The organism is Paraburkholderia sp. SIMBA_027 (assembly GCF_046535315.1).
Lineage (GTDB): Bacteria > Pseudomonadota > Gammaproteobacteria > Burkholderiales > Burkholderiaceae > Paraburkholderia > Paraburkholderia tropica.
Genome location: NZ_JAWRWY010000104.1, coordinates 1 through 453, shown reverse-complemented (window position 1 = coordinate 453; position 453 = coordinate 1). Strand labels below are relative to the sequence as shown.

The window sequence follows — 453 nt, the reverse complement described above, 5'->3', positions numbered from 1 at the left end:
CTTCACATCACCGCTGGCCGATCCCAGCAGCGCGGCCACCGAATTGCCGGTGCCGGACAACGCCAGGTCGCCATTGAGTTCGCCCAGCGTCTTCTGCATGGCCTGCGCGGAGGGAAACAACTGCTTCAGGCGCAGCCGCCGCGCATGCATGTCGACGCGTCCCGTAAGCGTCTGCTGGGAACCGTCCAGCCGCACCGTCGCGGCCATGCTGCCGCCCGCCATGCCGAAGCGCAGCGGGTCCAGCGTCAGCTGGCCGTCCTGCAACACCAGATGGACCGACAGATCGGACAGGGGCAACTTGGCGTCATGCACGATGCGGCCGGCCTCCAGCGCCACGTCGGCGTCCATGTCGCGCCAGCGATCGGTACGAAACGCCTGGGTCGGCAGGACCTTGCCGCCGGCCCGCTTGGCCGGCGCATCCTTGGGCTTGTCCTGGGCCGGCGCCTGCTTGCC

The 453-nt window shown here is 69.3% G+C and carries 1 protein-coding gene; it reads right to left on the bottom strand.

The annotated features are described in order from the left end of the window. Window positions 1–453, bottom strand: a 453-nt coding sequence (locus SB764_RS38325) for an AsmA family protein (RefSeq protein WP_410866506.1), incomplete at both ends; no start/stop codon positions are given.